The following is a 17880-nucleotide window of genomic DNA, read 5'->3' as shown; positions in this document are numbered from 1 at the left end:
TTTTAATAATTTTGGAGTACACGTGTTAAAAAAATTAATCCAGACAACTTTTGCAGTTGTTGCACTCTCATCGGCCCTTCCTGCCAATGCAGGTATCATCTTAGCATCAGATTTTAATGGCACCTCGGGTGACCCAACTAACATTGCTTGGACTGAGAGTGGAGTATCAGTAACAAAAACTCTAACCCCTCAAACGACAAGCTTCACGTCTCTACAGCTTTTCGACAACTTTGATGATGTTTTTGCAGTTGACTATAACATTCACAACGAAGGAACTTGGTTTGTTGACATACTGCTTTCTACAAGTTCTTTCGTTAATAATATTAAACTAGATTCTTTTTCACTTGATGCGTCTATTTATAACAATCGAGGCCAGCTTCAAAACGTCCAACGAGACTTTAGTTTATCTTTGGATATCTTCGAAGGCGCTAGCTCTTTTTTTTCTAGCTCTGTAGATGTATTCAATGGCGATAACAATAAATCTGGTTTTACGCCTACAAAAGCAATCGAATTTGACGTGAGTAACTTAGTATTACAAGGTGGAAGTGACTACGTTTTCCGTCTTACAGCCTTTGGTAATGGCGGAGGCAACAATGCTGGATTTGATAATCTAGAGCTTACAGGCACGCCAACGAACTCATCTTTATTGAGCGTTCCTGCGCCAGGGAGTCTAGCCATACTAATGACTTCTTTGGTTATGCTACTGTTACGCAAAAGAAAATAATTTTTTTAAAACGTAAATGTATTAAAGCCCTTATTTATTAAGGGCTTTTTCGTTTTACATTAATCTTCCTTATTCAACCGACATATTTTTACTGTCTGAATTTAATTGATATAAAATTTGTGTTTTCCAGAGATCATACGATGCCTTTATACTTAAACGACGAGCAGGCTGTAACATTTCTTCATATTCCCAAAACTGCTGGTACAACTATCGAAACATGGCTAAATGAAACGGGAAACTTTAAGCAATTTCTTTTCTCACAGCGAAAACTTGAGGGAATGCTCGTAACCCCCCAACACTTAGGATACAACACTCTAGCGCAACTAACTAAACCACTCACTAGGCCTTTCGAATATAAGTTTGCTATAGTTCGAAACCCATTTGACAGGATTGTCAGTGAATTTTTTTACAGGATAAATTTAGGTAGTATCCAATTAGGTAGTAAAGCCGAAACGTTGTTTGCTTCATGGTTGATACATAATCTTAATGAGTACAAAAAACAACCAGACATCCTGGATAATCATCTACGCCCACAAAATTATTTTATAAGAGAAGATGTTGAAGTATTTAAGTTTGAAGATGGCATTCAAGCTGTTATGAAAACGGTAAGTGAGAGATTGGGCTTACCAAACTCTGTATATGTGAAACCTAAGAAAATCGGTATCAAGAAGAATGTACAATGGACAGCAAGCGCGCTCGAAATATTCTTAGAATTATATGGTCAAGATTTCGAAAAGTTTGGTTATTCAAAGGATACCTCACAATTAAAAATTGAATCATCAAAATTTAACATTTTAAAAAGTGATCTAGCCTTTTATTCGAAGCTTGCTAAGAAAAAGCTATACCGCAAGCTCAAATAATTATCACTTCATCTCCGTAAACTTAAAGCTTTCGCATGAGGTTAATGTAAAGGACTTCAAATTTTTGCAAAGTGAAGTTGAGTAGGGGCAAAAGTCCAAAAATCTTTGACATGTTAAATGTGGCCTAGCTTACAAAACTTTCTGTAGAGTGTCTTGTGACTCCAAATCACTAAAAATTACTAACAGTCACTGGGCGCATTGACGAGTTTTTCATAAATACTATAAATCCCATTTACATAGCGCTCTTCGCTATATAATTTAACGACTGTTTCTCTTACACGACCCAGTTCTTCAGTATCTAATATTTTAAGTCTTGGTGCCATTTTAGTTATTTCGTCAGCAAGGTCTTCCGCACTTTTCTCTTCTACAGAAACATACAAAGGCGATTTTATGGCTCCAAACACTTCTGTTATCCCACCTACATCAAAAAATATTGCCGGCTTACCTTTCGCGATGGCCTCAAGTATAGATATCCCAAACGTCTCAGTTTGCCCATTCTCCCCTACTATTGCTGTATGAACGTAAAGATGGCAATCGCCCACAATCGACGCGACCTTGTCAGGTGGCAAAGCACCATGAAAGGAACAAACATTACTTAGCCCTAACTTTTCAGAAAGACTAATGCAGTTTTGTAATTCTTCCCCGTCGCCTATAAAATCCACGTGAATATCAAAACGGTCTACCATTTTTTCTAATGCTTCAAGCAAATACTTTTGTCCTTTCCAATCTACAAATCTACTTACATTAACTAAGCGATACGTATCACCTGGTTCAAGAACACGCGTATCTATATGAAACAAGTTTTCGTCAAAACTATTGTATAAAGTCACAACCTTATTTTTTTGCAACCCCAAAAACTCATAGGCTTTTTGCTTTAGGTATTCACTTGGGACCGTGAAAATTACATTATCAAGGCAAGATAACGCTCGCAATGAATCTTTATATTGCTTACCAAGAGTATTATGAAGAAACACATCGTAACCATGTAAAGAAACAACAATAGGCTTGCTTACGTTCGAATATTTTAGGATATCAAAAGCATAGTGAGCTGATACTCCAAAGTGACAATGAATTATGTCAGGGTTTAGCTTTTCAAGCTGTAATCTAGCCTGTTTGTAGTCTATATTCTGTACTCTTCTCCTGAGGGCATTAAGTTTCCTTTGCAATTTTCGAGCAACTGGTCCCTTATTGTCTAAGGATACGTCGAATACATCAAACTCACTGCCTCTTATTATTTTTTTAGTAAAAATTTTGACGTTGTGATTGTCTCTAATTGTCTTATCTATTAAGTTCACTATAAATGTATAAGACGGAGAGTAGAAGCGAGTAGTACAGTTTAGAATAGTAAAATTTTTCACTTTATTCCTTTAGTGATTTCAAAATCATCACGTCCTGTGCACAAAAGATTACTGATTGTGCATTTGCAGTGTTAAAATTTATAAAAAAGCAGCGTTTTTTGATTCTCAAAAGAATCATTCAAAAGAAACCAAGATTTTACTGCAATATAGTTTTCTTAAAAACCTAATATGTAGGGTCTCCTGAAAATCCATTCATAATGAGATGGTTGAACTTATATCACTTATGTTTTTATCCAGTTTTCAAGCCTATTAGGTATAGAACTTGCTTCAATAATACGCATAACGAACATCTAAGTGGATGCTTTAAGGGGTATTTGTTGGTAACACTTAATCAATCTCTTCCCAGACACACTAACTATATCGAACTACACGTGAATCTTAAATGTATAAAGGACAATATATGAAAACAAAATTTAGGAAGAAGGTACGTGATGTTAAATTTGAAGCATGTGCAAAAATCTTTGGACCTAATCTTACTAAAGCAGTTTTTTTAGGTCACCAAAAATCGGGAACCACGGCAATTGCAAATCTACTCGCAAAACGAGCGAAGCTTACATACTCTAATGACCCTGTATACAACACCTCCAAAAAAAGTATCAACATTATCCAAATGTTAGAAAATAAATCAGATGAGTTTTTTGAAGTAGTAGATGCAAACAAAGGGATATACTATCGCAAAATTGTCAAAGATCCTGACTTCAGTTTCTGTCCAGAACTCATATCAAAAGTTTACCCAGCTGCAACTTTAGTTTTTATATCACGTAATCCGTTCGACATTGTAAGGTCAATTTTCAATCGTCTTGATATCGATGGATTTGATAACTCTACATCGATACCTATTTCAAAAATGAGTAACCCTACTCCGCAATGGGATTATCTCATTAATGGTACAAGGGGATGTTCAAAAACAGTCGTAAGTCGATTGTCAAACAGAATTGAACGAGCAACAGAATGCTATATCAACTCAAAACATCCAATTAAGCATGTGAAATATGAAGACTTTTTGTTAGCAAAAAACGTTTTCATAGAAAAATTAGCGTCCGATCTATTATTGGAAAAACGAGTGAATATAGATAATTTATTAGATAATCAATTTCAACCAAAGGGGCAGTCGTCAATTGACTACAAAAAATTTTTCAGCGAGGATAATATAAATCAAATAATGAAAGCTTGTCCAAGAACGTTAAAAGAATTTGGATACGAGATAACACAGTATTAGATAATTTAAAGATCAAATTTCGTCTTATACGATATTAGTATGATATGCAGTGTAAATATTAGAAACATCCTATAACGATAAATTAACGTAATAATTTAGTGCTAATAAATAAATCATGTGTAGGTCAATTTTGAAGAAAGTGATTTTTTTTGTTAAACGGTTCCCTGTATTATCTCAGACGTTTGTGATAGAGCAAATCAATGGACTTATTAATCAAGGAGTAGATGTCAAAATAGTTGCTTTATATAAAGAGAAAGAGAACATAAGTTTGGAATCTCTCAAAGAGCATAATTTACTTAAGCGTGCGTACTTTATCTCACCGCCGAATTCTCATAAAGTAAAAAGACCGCTTAAAATTTTATTTTTATATTTTTTTAAATATATTGTATCTTTTCGGCGCAAAGAAATGATTCCGATCGTAGATTTTGCAGACTATGCTTTGAGCAAAGGAAAGATTAATCTTGCTTATGAAATAGCGATTACAACGTGGTTAAATCGGAGCGTCTCAATTGAAGCTGACAGTATTGTAGCGCACTTTGGAAATAATGGAGTCATTGCTCAAAAACTTGTGAATATTGGCATATTGAAGGGTAAGTTAAATACAGTCTTTCATGGTTACGAAATTAGCGAGTACGATAGCGTCAATTTTTGGAAAAATGATTACGTAAATTTATCAAAGACAAGTCACCTTCTACCTGTTAGTCATTTTTGGAAAGAGCGGTTAATAGGCTGGGGGGCTGACAGCAAAGCAATCACTGTTCTGAGGATGGGAGTCGATATTAATAGATATCTTCCTAGAACACGAGCGATGTCAAATCCTGTAAATATAATTAGCGTTGCTCGAGCGACCGAGAAGAAAGGTTTAGAGTACGCAATTAAAACGATGCCATACCTTAATGATGAATTCCGCCTCTCAATTATTGGTGGAGGCGAATTAGAAAGCGAATTGATCGAACTTAGTAATCGCTTAGGTTTAACTGACAGAGTTACTTTTTTTGGAGCTAAGCCACCTAGCTTCGTTAAATCAATCTTGGATAAATCTGATATATTCTTGTTACCCTCAGTTACGGATAGTTTAGGAGATATGGAAGGAATTCCGGTTGCGTTGATGGAGGCTATGGCTGCGGGACTAATTGTAGTAAGTACAGAACACAGTGGAATACCTGAATTAATTGAACACGGAGTTAACGGCTTTTTGGTTCCGGAAAAAAACTCCGAAGGCCTAGCTGAGGCGATCGTTTTAGCATCTTCATTAACGCCTGAGGAGCTCCAGATTCTGAGAGAAAATGCACTAAAGAAGATTAAATTGGACTTTAATTCTGATGTTTTAGCCAAAGAACTATACAATCTTCTTTAATTAAATATTACAGATTTATGTGCTCCTCTTGTCGACGCGTATTGATTATTGTTTTGTCACTTTTTTCAATTTTATGATTTTCTAGAAAGCATCGATTTCAATTCTTCTATTTGTTTCATTGACATTGAATAAAACAATATAAATGAGAGTCCAATATAAGATACGCCTCCCAATACTATCGCAACCATTAGCGTTATTACCTCGCTGTTGAAATAGCTTTCAATGAAAGGTTTACAAAACATCACCATTGAAAACATACCTAGCGAGCTTATATACGACGGCAGCAACGAACTAAGTAGTTTCTTAGTGTCTATGAAAATGTGTCTTCTTACGATTGCAAGCCGCACTGGCATCGCAAGTACATTGCCTAAGACAATACTGTAGAGCATCACGGTCACACCAAACCAAATAGTACTCCCTGCAATAACAACATTGCTAATTATGTTGACCACAGTCAAGTTGAACGCATCTCTTGTTTTGCCTTTCGATATTAGCAAATTAGGGAGAAAGTTTGCGATTACAAAAGAAAATACACTAAATGCAGCAATCGTCATGTATTGCGCACTAGTAGCAAACTTTTCACCAAACGCAACTGTTACAAATGGGTCAGCTATTGCAGCAAGCCCCATAAATATTGGCGTCACAATTACAGAGGTAACAGTAACCAACCTGATGAAGAGCCCGCCAATATCAGAGGTTTCTTTCACGCGGGAAAAACTTGGAACAACCATTGAGTTTATCGAGCTCATGGTGACTTGGTTTATAACGACTTCAGCTTTGTTTGCAGCAGCGAGTAATGCAAAGCTCACAGGGCCTAAAACAAGCCCAGTAAACAGATTGCTTGCCTTTTTATTAAGAAATCGTAAAACGACCATCCAAAATAAAGGAAGACAAAATGTAATGAGCTCTTTAAAGTTATCTTTGTCGGTATTAAAGGAAAGTTTGATCTTCGAAACCAACACAAGGAAAACATACTGTAAAATTACATTAACTAACTTTCCTATAATTAGCGCCCATATGCCATAACCGAATTCTGCGAGTACTATTATCGAGGTTGCAGAAATAAGCGTTGCACAAAATTTAGCTACGCCCATTTGCTTGTTTTTAAATTCTCTTAATAGCTTTCCTGTTACGACCACCTGAAGGCTAGTAATTAGTGTTATCGGAGCAAGACTAATGATTACATATGCTGCTAGTTCGGAGTAATTATAATAGGCAATAGGAGCTCCAATACCAACCAACAACCCTGAAGCCATAACCCCCATAAAGGCTACAAAAGTCATGGTGCTAGCAGCATAACTGTCTGTCCATTCTTTCCGCTGAACTAGGTTTTGATTTACACCTGCGTTAACCAGCGTGTTAGTGAACTCAACAAAAAGGAAGCAGAAGCCAGCTAAACCAAATTCCTCTAGTGTAAGGATACGTGCTAAATAGGCGTACACGAGGAAATCAACTACGTTGATACCAGTCCTTGTTAGAGACATCCAAATACTACCTTGCGTAGCTTTCTTTTTAATCGACATTGAGATTATTGTTCCATTACTTAGGCCAGCTCTTTGAATAAAGGCGTATCTGATTTGCTAATTACTGTCTATTTGATTGCTTGCCAGAGGCAAGTGAGGCTAACTCACTGATACTTACAACGAATATAGTTAATAACATGTAGATAAGTGAAAACTTTCTGCTCAAAGGCAACTCTGAGTTTAAGATAACTTTTTTAGTTCTACCGACAAACATCTTCAAAAGCCTGAAAATGAACTTTAAGCTTTCCTTAATTCCCGCAGAAGCTAATGAAGAGTCCCAAGTCCCGCCTATTATTCTTCTTCTTTTTGAAATAAGTTCTTTTTTATTTCGTGAGGGGTGACCAACTTTTGCTTCAGAGTTGTAAATGACTTCACCACCGCTAGCCACACATCGCTGACTTATTTCTATATCCCCCCCCGATTTAAGAGAAGAGTTGAACTCACCTACAGTTTCGAACAACTTTTTGTCACAGAAAAAATTCGCTGTAATGCACTTGCCGTTCTTGGCGTTATCTTCTTGTTTCATTGAAAACGTGTTTTCAAAATCAATTGCGCTTTGTTCAGTAACTTTGCCCTCTTCTTTAAAAAATTCCACTTCACCCGCTAATATAATGCTCACTGACGTAGCTGTTATTTTTGATAGGTTAGACTCTATCCAATTTTCTGACACAATACAGTCTGAATCAGTAAAAGCTACATAATCCCCTTCAGCAAAACTAAGACCATGATTTCTTGCAGCATAGGAGCCAGGAGTTGAACATTTATCGATCGTCAAGTTTTCATGGCGTGGTAACAGCTTGTCTACTGCAAATTCATATGTACCGTCGGTGGAACCATTGTCAATAAGGATGACTTCTAACTGAAATGTCTCGATCCGTTGTGCGAAAATTGAGTCAACGCAAGTTAGAACCCTATCTTTATCATTGTAAACAGGGACAATGACACTTACTTTTACTCTTTCCAAAATAATGTCCTAAATGAACTTCTAATCCGAATCTACTTACCTAGTACTCACGTGTTTTTGTCCTAGCAGACTTAAGCTTGTGTAAGGTGTTTTAACAGCAATTTGATAAACGAAGATAGGCCCCAAAATTCCGACTGTAAGCCCGATTAAAAAGTTAACCTCAACGGGTAGTTCAACAACTTTAGTAACAATTATCCTACTCGCAGCTGTAAAGAAAACATGGAAGATATAGATGCTGTACGAGTAAATGCCGATCTTTGCCAGCCAGTGGATCTTTAGTCTTAAACCTAACAAGAAGTAACAGCTAAACAATCCGATAACACAACCCAGTAAACTTCTTCCATAAACACCCTCTGTTAGAAAGTAAATGGCCGTCATTACTCCTATAAAGCCTATTAGGCTGGGTAATATAGGCAAAGGAGATATTTTAAAACGCACGATGCTCATTCCAAACAAAAAGAACGGCGTTAAATATATAAACCCTTTAAAGGCCAATAATTTCGTGTAGGGCTGCCCAACTGCTAAAGCTAAAAACGCTGCAATAATTAAAACTGTAACTAGCTTATTATTTAGTAGCCTATTTAGTTCGAGCGGGATTATAAGAATAAATACCCAAAACAACGCTTCTACAAACCAAAAATGTTGCACTGGATATATATGTAAAAGCCACCAATTGTCTATTTTATTATTGGTTCCAGGCACTAGGGCTTGAATAATAGCGAATAGCGTTCCTACAACTAGCATGGGTATAAGCAATCTTCGCACTTTACCTTTTAAAAATTTGGTCCAATTGCCTGACAACGGTCTATAGGCATACACCATACCCGAGAGAAATGTAAATAAAGGCATTCTCACGGTTTCAAGTAGATCATTGATCTCACGTAGAAAGCCACTTTCTATATGTAAGCCATTTGATGGGTTGTTACCTATTACATGGTAAGCTACCAAAAATATGCAGGCCAGTCCGCGAAGCGTGTCTATTCTTATATCTCTCATTGGCTTCGCTTACTTGTCGCTGTCATCTATAGATTGAATATACTTTTTTGTGTAAAGCGCTATTTGGTCCCAATCGAATTGAGTTAAAAACTTCTCCCTGTCTACATATAAATCCAAAGCCTCTAAATTATTCAATTTATTGGTGAGCATGGGTTCATTACCTACTTCAAAATAAGTATCTTCAGGCGCTTCAATATCTAAGTTGGGAACAATATTACTAAGTAATACGTTAGTACCTGCACTAATGGCTTCTAATGCCACAATTGGAAGGCCTTCGTGATAAGACGGTAATACAAAAACCTTTGCATGTTGATATAAAGCTTTTAGTTCACTGCCAGAGCGTCGCCCTGCAAAAATGATATTTTCTGAAGCCATAGCTTTTAGCGACGTTGAATAGTCATCTTCGTGGTCGGTATTACCTACTATAACTAGTTTAAGTTGGGTATCAGCGTTTTTATAAGCGTTTACAAGGTTATGAAAACCTTTTTCGGGTACCAAGCGCCCTACCGTTATAATGTACTCATTACTAGAAAGATTAAGTTCGACGGGTAAATCACTCTCGGGTGAGTGGCCTGTAAACGAAGGCAGCATACCATTAGGAACATAGTTTATTTTGTGTGCGTGCGCGGGATACTGTTCTTGCAGCCGCGCCGTTAAGGATTTACCTACAACAAACATTTTCTGAGAAAAAACAACGCCCATTTTCTCCCCAAATTTTAGAATACTTTTTGCATAACTATTCCACTTCTGTCTGTCGTAATCTGCCCCATGGTGTGTAGCTACCACATTCATACCTAATATTCGCGCAAGAGGTGTAAAAAGTGCAGGGCCGATAGCATGTAGATGTATTACATCGGGCTTTAAAAACAAACGAGCATAAAATATAGCAATAAAAGTGTGCAGAAAAGTTTCTAAAAACTTGTTTCGCACAGCCCAAACTGAACGTACTTTGACACCTTCATATTCGTAGACTTTTTCGCCTAAATAGGGCGAGCGACCAATAACAGTAATATCGAAGTCATCGCTTTTCATTCGGGGATAAACATTTTGGCAGTGAGACTCAATTCCTCCCATTACATCAGGAATTCCGCGCAACCCGATTACAACAATATTCATTAAATAGCATTTCCCTGTCTTGTACCTATTCCCATTACTTTTTCGATGCTTGAGGTAGGCGTTTTGCGTTGTTTATTTGACTTACTAGCGAAAACTAATGACCCTATCAAGCTAAAGAATATAAGGCCCTCTATATTCCATAACGGCATAGTTGCCATGTTCATGGCCATAAAACCAAAGAACGATAGCAACAACAATTTTTTTAGGCCAGAGTCAGACAATGTAAGGGTTTGGAATACAATAGATACACATAATAGTAGGAACGATAATAGCCCTATCAAACCATATTCATAAAGATAAGAAACGAAAGTATTGTGTGCATATTGAGCGAAAACACCGCGCCAAGAATCAGGCCCAAATCCGAAAAGTTGATTGAGTAGGTCAGCATTTACGAAGGCATTTATGTAAAAGCTCCAAATATAAACCCTAGCCGACATTATGTCCTTTTCAGCCTCGCTGAAGTATATCGGAGCCTTCAAAACTACATCAAGATTTGCTATCAGAGTTCCGATATCAGCGAAACGCTCGCGCATGGTTATAGAAATCGCCATAAAGGCTAAAACGATAACCATGCTTACAATAGTCATAACTGATATTTTCTGAGAAGGGCGAATACGCTGCTCTATCAAGTTGTAATAGAACACGGCTACTGTAGGCAAAACTGCTAACATTGCTGTTCTGTAATTGACTAATATCAATAAAAACACGGCTAGGCTAAACAACGTGCTTCTAAATTTTATACTTCCGCGCTCTGTTAAACCTATGACAAAAACAAAACTTACAATAATCATAGAAAAAGCGGCTTCGTGATTATAGCCGCCTATGTAACTGGCTGAACCGTCAGCTTCTGTAGCTTTTACTTCGCTAAGCAGAAACGACAATATTTGTAGTGTTACAGGCATAACAAAAGCAACAGTAAGTTTTTTAAAAGTTTCTGCATGCCCTTGCATTCTGATAGAGAGGAATAATGCCCCTGATAAAACTAAGAAGTAGCACCATTTCACCAAAACATTGATAGCCCCAGGGATTTCGAAATTAACTATGCCACTGGCAGCTATCGCCGCGAAAAAAAGATAATACGGAAAAAGCTTTCTCAACGTAAAAACTGCGGTAGGTATTAAGAGCAGGCCTAACCCAGCTACCCCAATACTTCCCAAAGCGTTTATTGAAAAACCTGCTACCAATGATGAGTATGTAATGCTGTGAAACGCGGACAAAAAGAAACGTAGCCAAATAGCACAAATAGCGAAAGCCAGGTACTTGTTACAGCTCCCCGTTATGGTGCGATACACCATAATCAAACTTATTATGCCAACGACCAGCTTCAATCCTTCAAACATACTTATTTACAAACCTTTTCAATAATGGCTATAACTTTTTGTTGAAAGACATCGTAAGAAAATTGCTTTGCACAGCTTTTGCTCTTTTCCGAATAAGAAAGACGAACTGTTTCATCACTGAATGAACTTAACGCACTTGCAACACCTTCAGCGTTATTCAACTCACATAGAATACCGTTTTTTTCCTCACTCGTACCAGAAACATGGTAAGGGTATTTTTCAGCAATGATTTCAGCCGGGCCCGACTCGCAATTGGTCGCAATTACCGGCTTATCTAAACACATGGCTTCCACTATGGCATTGGGGAAACCTTCTGCATTACTGGTTGAAACAAAATATTCTGCTTTGGCCACGTACGGGTAAGGGTTTGATTTAAAACCTAAGAAATGCACCCTATGTTCTATACCCAGCGTTTTAGCTAGCGCTTTAAGCATGGCCTCTTCATCACCTACACCTAAAATAACCAGGTCTTCAACGACATTGGCTTTCGCATAGGCGTTTAGTAATAATGAGAAGTTTTTATTCTTAACTAACCGCCCTACCCCAATAATATAAGGTGCTTTGGGAATGTCGTTTACTGGTTCGCTTGCAAGTTCGTGAAGTTGAGCAATGTCATAAGGGTTATATAAAAGGGAAACTTTTGATTCTGGTACAGCATAGTTTTTAACTAAATCGGCTTTTACACCTTCAGATACCGCCACGACGTTGTATGCACGCTTATACAAAAGCCTAACTAAAAATCGACTAATGGCATCTTTCAAACCACCAGATAAATGGCTAGTGGTATTAACTCGCTCACTTATAATGGCGCGGTAACCTAACGGTTTAGCAAGGGCAACATTTAAAAAGTTACTGCGTGTTAAAAAACTAAAGCAATATGCTGGCTTAATTCTGTTTAAAAGCGGTTTTAACTGTTCGTAGCCGTTAACTAAACTGCCCTGCGATTTGAGCACGGTTTTGGTCACATACGTTGGGCATGCTTGTGACTCCGGTAAACTATCTAATAAGATAAGGTGCACAGGGGTTTTATTCGCAGCAAAGTAATTCTCTAGGATGAAAAGTAGTTTCACCATTACTCTCTCAGCGCCGCCGCCCTCTAACGAGTTTATAATAAAAACAGCAGGGCGTGCTGATTGTTCCATGAAACATCCTTTTCTAGGTTAGATAACTACAAACCGCTTTTATTCTAACAGTCTATATTTGAATTGGTAATAAAATTACCAATTTCATGGGAAGCCTTTCAAACTTAAATTCCAGTATTTGAAAAACAATACATTACTAAGCGCTTGCTGCATGTAAGTGAAGTCATTAAGTGCATTGGTAATAGCTTCAGGGTCATTGATTTACAATCCATCAATCAGATTTCTCCCAATATTTCCTCTCTGCTCTGTTGATGCTTTGCTTGCAGCTTTCTCACCGCTCTCTTAAAAGTTCTTCTTACCTAATTCACATATCGGGTGATTCACATATCGTGCCAGTAATTGATGCAGTTAAATCTATTCGTTTTGTCTAAATATCTTTCAAGTTCAGTACAACTTTGTAATGATAAGCGCTTAACTCAGAGCAAAAGTGTATATCAAAAGAATTAAGCATTTTTGACATCAACTTTCGTTGCACAAAGTAAGTACGTTTTGCACCAAAAAGACTACACACTCAATGCTTTTATCCATTCAGATAAAATAAAACATCGCGCTTGTGGTGTGTTTAGTCGTGCCCTTCCTATGTTAGCAACGCTGTGTTGCCTTAGTATTTTTCCTTCGTTAATTGCACAGCAAGCCAACGTATTTACGACCGATGTGTATAAGCGTATAAGCAGTGTTTACGGCAAGGATGCATCCTACGATGTTGCCGATTGGCGACAGCTTATTAACGAACTGCAAACTGAAGATTTGGATGAGAAGCTCTATTCCATAAATCGTTTCTTTAACAGGTTCGATTTTGTTGATGATATTGTACATTGGAAAGAAAAGGATTATTGGGCAACGCCTATAGAACTTATAGGAACCGGTGCCGGCGATTGCGAAGACTACGTAATAGCAAAATACTTCTCTCTTATCGAGTTAGGAGTACCCGAAAATAAATTACGCCTTATGTATGTTACTGCTCTAGAGCTAGGTCAACCGCATATGGTGCTTGCCTTTTATGAAACTCCTACTTCTATACCTTTAGTGCTAGACAATATTAACAGGCGTATACTTCCTGCGAATAAACGTCGCGATCTTGCCCCTATTTATAGCTTTAACGGTAATGGGTTGTGGGCGGCAAAAGCAATGGGAACAGGAAAAAAATTAAGAAGCGGTGGCCCCATGAAAATGTGGGACGACATGGTAGAACGGCTAGATACCGTAATGAACGGAGATAAAGAATAACAATGAGATTATCTACCCAACTGAGCACTAGTTTGCTCGTATTTTTAATATTTGTTTTTGCTGGGTCGTTCGTTATCAACGTAAAGCTAACACGAGAATATGTGAATGAACAATTAGCCACCCATGCTCAAGATACGGCAACATCACTAGGGCTTTCCATCACTCCGTATTTGGCAGAGCCAAACGGTATGGCCACCGCAGAAACAATGGTTAATGCAATTTTCGACAGAGGTTTCTATCAGTACATAACAGTTACCGATATGGAAGGAAACATGCTTATTGAACGCAGAAACCCAAACACCATCAGCACGGTTCCTAAATGGTTTACGGAGATAGTCAATGTGACCCCTCCTAGTGAGAAAACAGAGTTAAACGACGGTTGGACACTAGCAGGAGAGTTGATGGTTCAAAGCCACCCAGGCCTTGCAAACGAAACTCTCTGGGAAAGCGTAAAGCAAAGTGCGTTTATGTTTTTTGCTGCCTTTGTTTTAGCCTATATTGTTCTAATTTTTATTATTAGTGCTATTACTAAGCCATTAAGTACCGTTGTCGCCAAAATTAATGATATTCAAAATCAAAAGTTCTCTCAGATAAACTATACCCCATTCACTAAAGAACTGAGTTTTATCACTACTGCTGTAAACAAGCTGTCACTCTCTGTTGAAGCTATGTTTAAAGAGCTCACTCAAAAAGTTGAACACTTTAAAGCGCAGGCTTATGAAGATAGCTTAACCGGCTTTTCTAATAGAAGCGCTTTTACACGACATCTGAATGCACTTCTAAGCAGCACAGTACACAGTGACGAGGGGTATATTATTATTGCCCGACTTGCTCATTTAAATACGATCAATACCACGCTAGGTGCTCAAGAAGGTGATGTGTATGTATCTGAAGTAGCAGCTGCGTTAAGGAAGACGACTAACGATTTCCCTGAAAATTCATTTCTATTTCGCGTTTCCGGTGCAGATTTTGTGATTATTACCGAAGCGATTTCACAGGATGAATGCGAACGACGCCTACAACTTTTAAGCGACACGTTTAATAATGTCACTCCACTAAAAGATGGTTCTAAAGCCGTATGGATGGGAGTAACCAAATTTAATGATGAACTGTCTTTTTCACAGATAATGGAAAATGCAGACAGCGCGCTTATGGCTGCAACTAAGCAAGAAAGTGGATGGCAGTTTGCTTCTAAGCTTACTTTCATACACAGCAATACGGCGTGGCGTGAACGTTTAAATAATGTTTTAGAACTACAATATGCCGACATCTTGATCCAACCCATTATGAACCTGCAAGATAACAGCCCGAGTTATTTTGAGGCCTTTGCTCGCTTTAAAGATAAAGACACCGGAAGCATTATTCCTATGTCGCAGCTTATTCCAGCCTCTGAACGCCTTAATCTCATTCCCGAGGTCGATAAGTTGGTCGTAAGCTTAGTACTTCAAAAGCTTTCGGGAACACCTCGTAATATTGCTATTAATATTGCAAATGCTTCACTAGCGAACCAAAACTTTAGAGATTGGCTGGTTGATACCTTGGGGCAACACTCGGAGCTATGTGAAAGATTAGTATTTGAAATAGAAGACTCCGCCCTAATTCACCACAAAGAGCAGGCTATTAGTTTCGCAAAAGCACTGATTGGTATGAAATGTCGAGTAACTATTGAACACTTTGGTGACAATCTTGCATCACTTGCAGGGTTACGGGCCATTCAGCCTCACTTTGTAAAAATTTCTGGCAAGCTGACAAAGGGAATTCATACCGATAATGATAACTTGTTATTTGTAAGTAGCCTTTTAAGCGTTGCTCGCAGTTTGCATATATCGGTTATTGCCGAGCTTGTTGAGAATGAAGCTGAGTCGGTGGCACTATCGGCAGCGGATGTTCAGTTTCAGCAAGGTTACTATTTCGCCAAACCTACTTTATGGCAAATATGAAAAAGAAAATTAGCAGCGGGCTTAGTGCAATTCATGTACAATTATCAGCAAAGAATGTCAGTTTTTATCGACAGACACAAATATTAAGGAGTTTTTATGCGAAACAGTGCTTTATTGTCTCTATTTGTGAGCGCACTTTTACTATTGTCGCCTATTTCGCATGCGCAAGAGTCTTCTGTTGCACCTGGAACTAAGGTAAGAGGATTGCTTGTTAGCGAAGTGGAAGCTGGAAAAGAATTAAGTGCCGCTTCAAGCGAAGTGAGTAGTACCGTACTCCGTGAAGGATTGTATTTTGATGCCATAGGTCGAACGTATCTAGAACAAAACAGGTCGTCTTATGAAAGTATGGTTACCTTGTTGAATGAGAATGCGTCTGGATTTGAAATTACGATAGCGGGCCTAGACACAATGCCTGAAATACCAGCGCAAGTTGTTACAATTGCCATGATCTTCTTTCCCGAGAGTGCGGATGAAATTTACAGTATTGCATCACAGATGGGCATGCTGAGCGAAGATGATGCATTACTGGCAGCAATTAACGCGGGAATAGATCCAACGACTCTGACAGCCACTGCTGCAGGTGCGAATGGAAATGATTTTTCCCCTCTTGGTGTTGGTACGGGCGCAGCGGGCGCGGGTGGTGGCGACACCACTGTCTCAGCAAACTGATATAATTAAAGGTGTAATTGAGGCTAAGTAGTCGTTGATAAATCAGCCCTTTCCGAAAACCGAAAAGTTTCTTTTCGGTTTTCTTTTATTCACGCTTTTTTGGTTGCCTCTTTCTTTGGGAGGAAACCGACCATGGGCATGGTCGTTAATGCAGGTGTCTTTTTTCCTGCAGGGGGCATTGCTTGTTCTTACTCAGCCACATTTTTGTCAAAATTTGTATGCAAAATATAAGTGGTTCATTTTCCTTTGGCTTGGCTTTTTAGTCTGCCAGCTCATCAACACTATTCCACTTCCCTTCGCGTTTATTGAATTTTTTCGACCTGAGAGACTATCCGAGTTGGCAAATCAACCAGAAGGTAGTAAATGGATTGCATTAAGCTTTGATGTTGGTCAAAGCCAAATCACCTTAATGAAATCTTTTGCCTATTGTGTATTATTTTTTCTTTCTCTATCCCTTATTAACTCACCTCAAAGACTTAAATTTACGTTAATAACAATCAGCGCCGCTGGTATATGCCAAGGAATCTACGGAAGCTTAGAGGTGCTTTCTGGTATTAAGCAAAGCATTATATTTGAGTTACCAGTAACGCACATTGCCACTGGTAGCTTCGTTTATAAAAACCACTACGCTAACTACTTACTATTAACCTTAAGTGCGGCCATAGGCTACTTGATAGCAACTATGGATATTACAAAAACGGGAACAAAGAGAGAGCGCCTTCGAAGACTAATAAAGTTTTGGCTAAGCAACAAAGTTCTGTTTCGTATTGGTATTATTGTAATGGTAATAGCGTTGGTTATGTCTCGCTCTCGCATGGGGAACAGTGCATTCTTTTTTAGCATGACCCTAACCGCTACCTTGGGTTTGATATATTTTAAACCACGGCAAAAAAGTTATATTACTCTGTTTGTCAGCATGCTAATTATCGATATATTAATTGTGAGTAGTTTATTTGGTTTAAAGCAGGTTCAACAACGTTTAGAGCAAACCAGTTTGACCCAAGAAAGTAGAGATGAGGTTATTGCAGATACTTTGCCTTTATTAAGTGAGCATCCATTATTGGGTTTCGGTGGAGGGACTTTCTATACTATTTACCCACAGGTTCAAAATAAAACTATTCAGCATTTTTACGACCATGCCCACAATGAATACCTGCAGTTTAGCCTTGAGTTTGGGCTTGTTGGCTCCCTATTGCTGGCGTTGCTAGTAATTTTATGCGCCAAAAGTAGTATTAGTGCAATTCGCCAGCGGAGGCATCCACTCCCAAGAGGTGTAGCATTTGCAAGTTTCATGGCAATTTCGGGAATGGCTCTGCATGCAACAGTGGATTTCCCGCTGCAAGCGTCGGCTAATGCGGCGTTATTTATAGTTCTCTTGTCATTAGGCGTTATTAGCAACACTATATCTATGCGCTCTCAACACAATAAAGTTTAATTGATACCAA

15 protein-coding genes are annotated in these 17880 nt (G+C 38.2%); 8 read left to right on the top strand and 7 right to left on the bottom strand.

Annotated elements, in window-relative coordinates:
• Nucleotides 1-22 precede the first annotated feature (22 nt).
• Nucleotides 23-724, top strand: a complete 702-nt coding sequence (locus tag AC27HD_RS12925; protein WP_487106357.1) for a PEP-CTERM sorting domain-containing protein — start codon at nt 23-25, stop codon at nt 722-724.
• A 140-nt stretch (nt 725-864) separates the two neighbouring features.
• On the top strand, nt 865-1584 hold the full coding sequence (locus AC27HD_RS12920; RefSeq protein WP_487106355.1) for a sulfotransferase family 2 domain-containing protein: 720 nt from the start codon (nt 865-867) through the stop codon (nt 1582-1584).
• Nucleotides 1585-1763: 179 nt separating this feature from the next.
• On the opposite strand, the gene AC27HD_RS12915 is transcribed toward AC27HD_RS12920, so the two are convergent.
• Nucleotides 1764-2942 (bottom strand): glycosyltransferase family 4 protein, encoded by a 1179-nt coding sequence (locus AC27HD_RS12915; RefSeq protein ID WP_487106353.1) that lies wholly within the window; start codon nt 2940-2942, stop codon nt 1764-1766.
• 400 nt (nt 2943-3342) lie between these two features.
• On the opposite strand from AC27HD_RS12915, the gene AC27HD_RS12910 reads away from it, so the two are divergent.
• Together AC27HD_RS12910 and AC27HD_RS12905 are read left to right on the top strand one after the other, a co-directional pair.
• Nucleotides 3343-4161, top strand: coding sequence for a hypothetical protein (locus AC27HD_RS12910; RefSeq protein ID WP_487106351.1), 819 nt, complete (start codon nt 3343-3345; stop codon nt 4159-4161).
• A gap of 139 nt (nt 4162-4300) precedes the next feature.
• A complete protein-coding gene (locus tag AC27HD_RS12905) occupies nt 4301-5518 on the top strand; it encodes a glycosyltransferase (protein ID WP_487106389.1) in 1218 nt (405 codons plus the stop codon).
• A 71-nt stretch (nt 5519-5589) separates the two neighbouring features.
• On the opposite strand, the gene AC27HD_RS12900 is transcribed toward AC27HD_RS12905, so the two are convergent.
• From AC27HD_RS12900 to AC27HD_RS12875, 6 genes are all read right to left on the bottom strand, one after another.
• The gene (locus AC27HD_RS12900) at nt 5590-7041 is read right to left on the bottom strand and encodes an oligosaccharide flippase family protein (RefSeq protein ID WP_487106349.1); all 1452 of its coding nucleotides are present in this window, start codon (nt 7039-7041) and stop codon (nt 5590-5592) included.
• 61 nt (nt 7042-7102) lie between these two features.
• Nucleotides 7103-8005 carry a glycosyltransferase family 2 protein gene (locus AC27HD_RS12895; protein WP_487106347.1) on the bottom strand — a complete coding sequence of 301 codons (903 nt, stop codon included), beginning with the start codon at nt 8003-8005 and terminating at the stop codon, nt 7103-7105.
• Between the two features lie 36 nt (nt 8006-8041).
• Nucleotides 8042-9001, bottom strand: coding sequence for an acyltransferase family protein (locus AC27HD_RS12890; protein ID WP_487106345.1), 960 nt, complete (start codon nt 8999-9001; stop codon nt 8042-8044).
• A gap of 9 nt (nt 9002-9010) precedes the next feature.
• Nucleotides 9011-10117: a glycosyltransferase family 4 protein gene (locus tag AC27HD_RS12885; RefSeq protein ID WP_487106343.1), complete on the bottom strand. Its 1107-nt coding sequence runs from the start codon at nt 10115-10117 to the stop codon at nt 9011-9013.
• The gene (locus tag AC27HD_RS12880) at nt 10117-11457 is read right to left on the bottom strand and encodes an O-antigen ligase family protein (RefSeq protein ID WP_487106341.1); all 1341 of its coding nucleotides are present in this window, start codon (nt 11455-11457) and stop codon (nt 10117-10119) included. The genes AC27HD_RS12885 and AC27HD_RS12880 overlap by 1 nt, the downstream gene beginning before the upstream one ends.
• Before the next feature lie 2 nt (nt 11458-11459).
• Nucleotides 11460-12599: a glycosyltransferase gene (locus AC27HD_RS12875; protein ID WP_487106339.1), complete on the bottom strand. Its 1140-nt coding sequence runs from the start codon at nt 12597-12599 to the stop codon at nt 11460-11462.
• A 579-nt stretch (nt 12600-13178) separates the two neighbouring features.
• Between AC27HD_RS12875 and AC27HD_RS12870 the strand changes: the two genes are divergently transcribed.
• The 4 genes from AC27HD_RS12870 (at nt 13179) to AC27HD_RS12855 (ending at nt 17870) form a co-directional block, all read left to right on the top strand.
• Nucleotides 13179-13826, top strand: a complete 648-nt coding sequence (locus tag AC27HD_RS12870) for a transglutaminase-like cysteine peptidase (protein ID WP_487106387.1) — start codon at nt 13179-13181, stop codon at nt 13824-13826.
• 2 nt (nt 13827-13828) lie between these two features.
• Nucleotides 13829-15766, top strand: a complete 1938-nt coding sequence (locus tag AC27HD_RS12865; RefSeq protein ID WP_487106337.1) for a bifunctional diguanylate cyclase/phosphodiesterase — start codon at nt 13829-13831, stop codon at nt 15764-15766.
• Nucleotides 15767-15862: 96 nt separating this feature from the next.
• The gene (locus AC27HD_RS12860; RefSeq protein WP_487106335.1) at nt 15863-16435 is read left to right on the top strand and encodes a hypothetical protein; all 573 of its coding nucleotides are present in this window, start codon (nt 15863-15865) and stop codon (nt 16433-16435) included.
• 148 nt (nt 16436-16583) lie between these two features.
• Nucleotides 16584-17870: an O-antigen ligase family protein gene (locus AC27HD_RS12855; protein ID WP_487106333.1), complete on the top strand. Its 1287-nt coding sequence runs from the start codon at nt 16584-16586 to the stop codon at nt 17868-17870.
• The last annotated feature ends 10 nt before the right edge of the window (nt 17871-17880 follow it).

The organism is Alteromonas sp. 4NS20-0143 (genome assembly GCF_057542855.1).
This window is presented reverse-complemented; position numbering and strand designations above follow the sequence as displayed.